The sequence below is a fragment of the Ruminococcus callidus ATCC 27760 genome, from assembly GCF_000468015.1.
Taxonomy (GTDB): Bacteria; Bacillota; Clostridia; order Oscillospirales; family Ruminococcaceae; genus Ruminococcus_C; species Ruminococcus_C callidus.
In genome coordinates this window covers 1-5,402 of sequence record NZ_KI260301.1, presented here as the reverse complement: position 1 = coordinate 5,402, position 5,402 = coordinate 1, and the positions used below count along the sequence as shown (strand labels likewise).

The 5,402-nt window shown below is 54.6% G+C and carries 4 protein-coding genes; all 4 read left to right on the top strand.

Annotated elements, in window-relative coordinates:
- Positions 1 to 109 precede the first annotated feature (109 nt).
- From RUMCAL_RS01760 to RUMCAL_RS01745, 4 genes are read left to right on the top strand one after another with little or no spacing between them, the layout of a single operon-like run.
- Entirely contained in the window at positions 110 to 1,558 is a 1,449-nt protein-coding gene (locus RUMCAL_RS01760) for an efflux RND transporter periplasmic adaptor subunit (protein WP_051343599.1), read from the top strand.
- Positions 1,548 to 2,258 carry an ABC transporter ATP-binding protein gene (locus tag RUMCAL_RS01755; RefSeq protein ID WP_021680715.1) on the top strand — a complete coding sequence of 237 codons (711 nt, stop codon included), beginning with the start codon at positions 1,548 to 1,550 and terminating at the stop codon, positions 2,256 to 2,258. The genes RUMCAL_RS01760 and RUMCAL_RS01755 overlap by 11 nt, the downstream gene beginning before the upstream one ends.
- Positions 2,255 to 4,066 (top strand): efflux RND transporter periplasmic adaptor subunit, encoded by a 1,812-nt coding sequence (locus RUMCAL_RS01750; protein WP_021680714.1) that lies wholly within the window; start codon positions 2,255 to 2,257, stop codon positions 4,064 to 4,066. Before RUMCAL_RS01755 ends, RUMCAL_RS01750 begins: the two co-directional genes overlap by 4 nt.
- A 12-nt stretch (positions 4,067 to 4,078) precedes the next feature.
- Positions 4,079 to 5,350, top strand: coding sequence for an ABC transporter permease (locus RUMCAL_RS01745; protein WP_021680713.1), 1,272 nt, complete (start codon positions 4,079 to 4,081; stop codon positions 5,348 to 5,350).
- Positions 5,351 to 5,402: the final 52 nt, after the last annotated feature.

Sequence of the window (5,402 nt, the reverse complement as noted above, 5' to 3'; positions counted from 1 at the left end):
GTCGCCAGACGCTCTTTGTGCGGTATTGCCCTGGATTTGTGCAGGACTGCTTCAAAAAACTCCGTCGGCAGAACGCACTGCTGCGGAGCATGGACTGGGAGGAAGGAATATGGGAAAATCCAAGAAAATCATAATCGGCACAGTTGCCGGTGTTACAGCTGCGGCGGTATGCGTCAGCGGCGTGCTGGTGTGGCGGCACTACAGCAGGGGCAGTGATGTGGACGGTGTGGCATACGTGATGCCGATAAAAGATGTGAATTCTGCGGCAACAACGATTTCCGACTTGCAGTTTTCCGGTGTGGTAGAACCGCAGGAAACCAAGGAAGTCAAGCTGGACACCTCCAAGACAGTTTCCAGCATTGCTGTGCAGGAGGGCGACCACGTCAACGCCGGTGATCCGCTGTTCACCTATGATGTGGAATCCATGCAGCTGGAATTGCAGCAGGGTAACGTGGAAATCGAACGCATGCAGAATGAGATCGAGTCCAACAAGCAGCAGATCAGCCAGCTGGAAACGGAAAAGAAAAGTGCCAGTGCAGACGATAAGCTGACTTACACCACGCAGATCCAGTCCCTGCAAACCGATATTGCCAAGTCGGAATACGACATCAAGACCAAGAAGATCGAACTGGAAAAATTACAGAATACCATTAACAATGCCACAGTGACTGCGGAGATCGCCGGAACGGTGCAGTCCCTGAAAACGACCGAACAGCTTCAGTCGGACGGCACAGATGTGTTGATGAAGATTATGTCCGACGGAGAATTCCGTGTGAAGTGCACGATCAGCGAACAGAATGTACAGTCGATTTATAAAGATGAAGCCATGGTGCTGCACTCCCGCGTAGACGATTCCAGCTGGACGGGCACTATTTCGGAGATCTCTACCGAAGCCGACAACAGCCAGAACAACAACATGTACTACGGCGGCAGCGATGAGATGACCACCGCTTCCAAGTATCCTTTTTATGTGACGCTGGATTCCAGTGACGGGCTGATGCTGGGGCAGCATCTGCTGGTTTCGGCAGATACCGGAGCCGATGAAAGCATTGAAAAAACCGGCATCTGGCTGTACTCCGATTATGTGCAGACTGATGAAAACGGCAAGACCTATGTCTGGGCTGCCGATAAGAAAGACCGTCTGGAAAAACGGGAAGTGGAAGTAGGACAGACAGACGACACCATGGGCGACTGCGAGATCAAAAGTGGTCTGTCGGAGGACGATATGATCGCATTCCCGTCGGATTCCTATCAGGAGGGTATGAAAACCACGACCAACCCTGACGAAGCCACACCGGAAGATGACGGCACAGATGATACCGTGGACGACAACAGCAATGAGGATATTTCCTACGACGAAAACGGAAACCCTGTGGACGAAGGCGTGATCGGCGGAGCAGATGATGAAGCCGGCATGGCAGGCGACGGTGCAGACGGCGACACCGCAGACAGCGTGATCTCCGGAGCAGGAGAAGATGCCGGCGATGGTGTTGACGAGATGCCGGCAGATGAAGCCGGAGCAGATACAGCGGAAGGCGGTGCGGCAGATGGTACTTGATTTGCGGGACATCTGTAAATCCTATATGCAGGGAAAAGAACCTGTCCCCGTTCTGCACCACATTCAGCTACAGGTGGAAGAAGGGGAATATCTGGCAATCATGGGACCGTCCGGTTCGGGAAAATCCACGCTGATGAACATTATCGGGCTGCTGGACAAGCAGACCAGCGGGGACTATTTCTTCGACGGACAGGACATGGCACAGTGCAGCGACAACCAGCTTTCCACGATACGGAACCAGAAGATCGGCTTCGTGTTCCAGAACTTCAACCTGCTGCCCCGCCAGTCTGTGCTGGAAAACGTGGCACTGCCGCTGTTGTATGCCGGCGTGCGGAAAAAGGAACGGCTGGAACGGGCAAAGGAAATGCTGGCACGTGTGGGGCTGGAAGAACGGATACAGTTCAAGCCGACTCAGCTTTCCGGCGGACAGAAACAGCGTGTGGCAATTGCACGGGCAATGGTGAGCCAGCCCCGTCTGCTGCTGGCGGATGAGCCGACCGGTGCACTGGACACCCGTTCCGGCGAACAGGTCATGGAATTGTTTGCCCAGCTGCACAGCGAGGGCGTGACGATTGTCATGATTACCCATGAACCGGAGATCGCCCGGCATGCCCAGCGGATCGTGACCATTCGGGACGGCATGCTGGAGCAGGGCGGCTTCGGAGAACGCCGGACAGAACAGGAGGGCGATGCTTCATGACAAAAGGAAAAAAGATCGTTGCAGTGGCGGTTTGCCTGGCAGTCGTTGCCGGCGGCACTGTCGGCGGTACGGTGATTTACCGGACACAGCAGACGAAAAAGAACCGCGTAGATGTGATGCCGGTGGCAAATCTGACCCAGTACTGGTGGGGAGATGATCTCTCTATGGACGGGCAGGTGGTTTCCGGTGATGTGCAGAATGTCACGCCCTCCGACGACCAGATGATCGCAAAGGTGCTGGTAAAAGAGGGCGACCATGTGACCAAGGGCACACCGCTGCTGGACTATGATATGACAGCAGTAGGGCTGGAAGTTGCCCAGAAACAGACGGCACTGGCGGTGGCACAGGAAAATGTGCGGCAGGCTCAGAAAGAGCTGGAACGTCTGAAAAAGCTGCGTCCATCAGAAGAAGCACCGGTGGTGCCGGACGATCCGGATTACCCCGATGAGCCGGACGAACCAGACGAACCGGACACGCCGGATACACCGGATTCTCCCAAGGATACACTTTCAGCAGTGATCGCTCTGACACAGGCGGCAGCCGGTACCGGCACGCCGGACGATCCCTATCAGTTTGCCTGCACCGGTCAGACTGTTGTGACACAGGCAGCTCTGGAGCAGCTGAAAACGGCAAAGCAGTGTGCCGTTTTCGTGGTGTATGACCAGAGCGGCAGCGTGCTCTACGGCTGGCTGGTACGCGGCGATCAGCTGGCCACTACCGGTGACTGGACACTGGGACAGAACATCAAGGTGACCGAGGACGGCGGTGTGCAGATCTCCGGCGGCGGAACGTGGTACGGCACGTTGCAGGTGGGCGGTACGTTCTCCTATGACCCTGCCAATAACACCCCCGCGGAAACAGAACCGGCTTCTTCCGGCACTACCGGCGGCAGTACTGGTACTGTACCGGAGAGCAGCACAGCATCTCCGGATACCCAGCCGGACACCCAGCCGGCAGATACAGACACCAGTGCAGATCCGACTGCGGCAGTGCAGCCTATGGCGGCGGCAATGCCAATGGCGGCAGTCACTCCAATGGCATCTTCCGGTACGGACAATGACAACTATGTCTATACCCGTGCCCAGCTGAAACAGAAGGTGGCAGAGCAGCAGATCGCCATTCAGTCGGCACAGATCGACCAGAAGAAGGCACAGATCGAATATGATGCTGCGGCAGAAAAGCAGGAAAAGGGACAGGAACTGGCGAAGATCGACGGCGTTGTCACCAAGGTGGCGGCTTCAGTGGAATCGCTGGAGAAAAACGAACCGTATCTGGTGGTACAGGGCAGCGGCGGCGTTATGGTGCAGGGCACTGTCAGCGAAATGAATCTGGACAAGCTGACTGTCGGTGCAACGGTGACTGTCAACTCGTGGGATACCGGTGAAATGCTCACCGCCGAGGTGACGGAGATCGACAAGACACCGACCTCCTACACCAATCAGAACGGCAGTGGAAACCCGAACAACAGTGCTTATCCGTTTAAGGCAGCAGTGACTGATTCCACCAGCCTGTCAGTGGGCAGCTATGTCAGCCTGAGCTTTTCCGGTGCGGCGGACGATGTCGGAGATACGTTCTATCTGCCGGTCAGCTATGTGCGGCAGGAAAACGGACAGTACTATGTGCTGCGGGAATCCAAGGACAAGAAGCTGGAACGGCAGAATGTCCAGACCGGCAAGATCATCAACGGCGGCTATGCCATTGAGATTCTCTCCGGTGTCAGTCAGGAAGATTATATCTGTTTCCCCTATGGCAAGTATGCCGTAGAGGGAGCGTTGGTCAACGAAACCAACGGCTCATCAGAATACTAAGGGGGACATATTATGCTGGAAAATATTCGGTTATCGTTACAGGGCATTTTGTCCCATAAGGTGCGTTCCATTCTCACTATGCTGGGCATTATCATCGGTATTGCGGCGATCATTGCCATTGTGTCTACCATTAAGGGCACCAATGAGCAGATCAAAAACAATCTGATCGGTTCCGGCAACAACACTGTTAATGTGCAGCTGTATCAGGGGGAAAGTCCCTATGATTTCAGCTATCAGGCGGCACCGGACGGGGTACAGGTGGTTTCCGCGGAAGTGCGGGACCAGATCACCAGCCTGAAAAATGTGGAATCTGCTTCGTTTTACCGTACACGTTCCTACTGCGACAATGTGTATTATCAGAACACCCAGTTCAGTGGCTCCATGTATGGCATTGATGCTGCCTATTTCGATACGGCAGGCTATGAAGTACAGCAGGGCAGGGGATTCCTGAGCAAGGAATATACCAATAACGCCAAGGCAGTGATTCTGGACAGCACCGCAGTCAAGAGCCTGTACTCCTCCGAGAGCCCGATCGGTTCCGTCATCGACATCAACGGGGAACCCTTTACGGTCGTTGGCGTCGTGACAGAGGTCAGCAGCTTTGAGCCGGTCATCAATTCCGAGGAGGACTACTGGACGTATATGGGCACTTCCGGCGGCAAGATGTTTATCCCCGGTCAGTCGTGGCCGATCGCGTATCGGTATGATGAACCGGAAAACTGTCTGGCAAAGGCAGTGGATACTGACAGCATGCCGGCAGTGGGAAAAAAGGTGGCGGAACTGATGAACGCCACGATTCGCACCAATAGCGTCGGAAAAGAAGGGGACAGCAATCAGATCAAATATGACAGTCAGGACTTGCTGAAACAGGCGAAGTCCCTGCAAAAACTGAGTTCCTCCACCAACACCATGCTGATCTGGATCGCCAGCATTTCTCTGCTGGTGGGCGGTATCGGTGTTATGAACATCATGCTGGTATCGGTAACAGAACGTACCCGCGAGATCGGACTGAAAAAGGCAATCGGTGCGAAAAAGGGCAGCATTCTGGCACAGTTCCTGACAGAAGCTTCTGTGCTGACCAGCATCGGCGGAATCATTGGTGTGGGAATCGGCATCGCTCTGGCACAGCTGATCTCCAAGATTGCCTCGGTGCCGGTGGCGATCAGTTCGCTGTCCATTGTGGTTTCCGTGGTATTCTCTATGGTGGTGGGCATTGTCTTTGGACTGATCCCGTCTATCAAGGCTTCGAATCTGAATCCGATCGATGCCCTGCGGTATGAGTAATGCTTTTCAACTTGAATAAAGGCAATACCGTACAAAGAGCGTCTGGCGACTT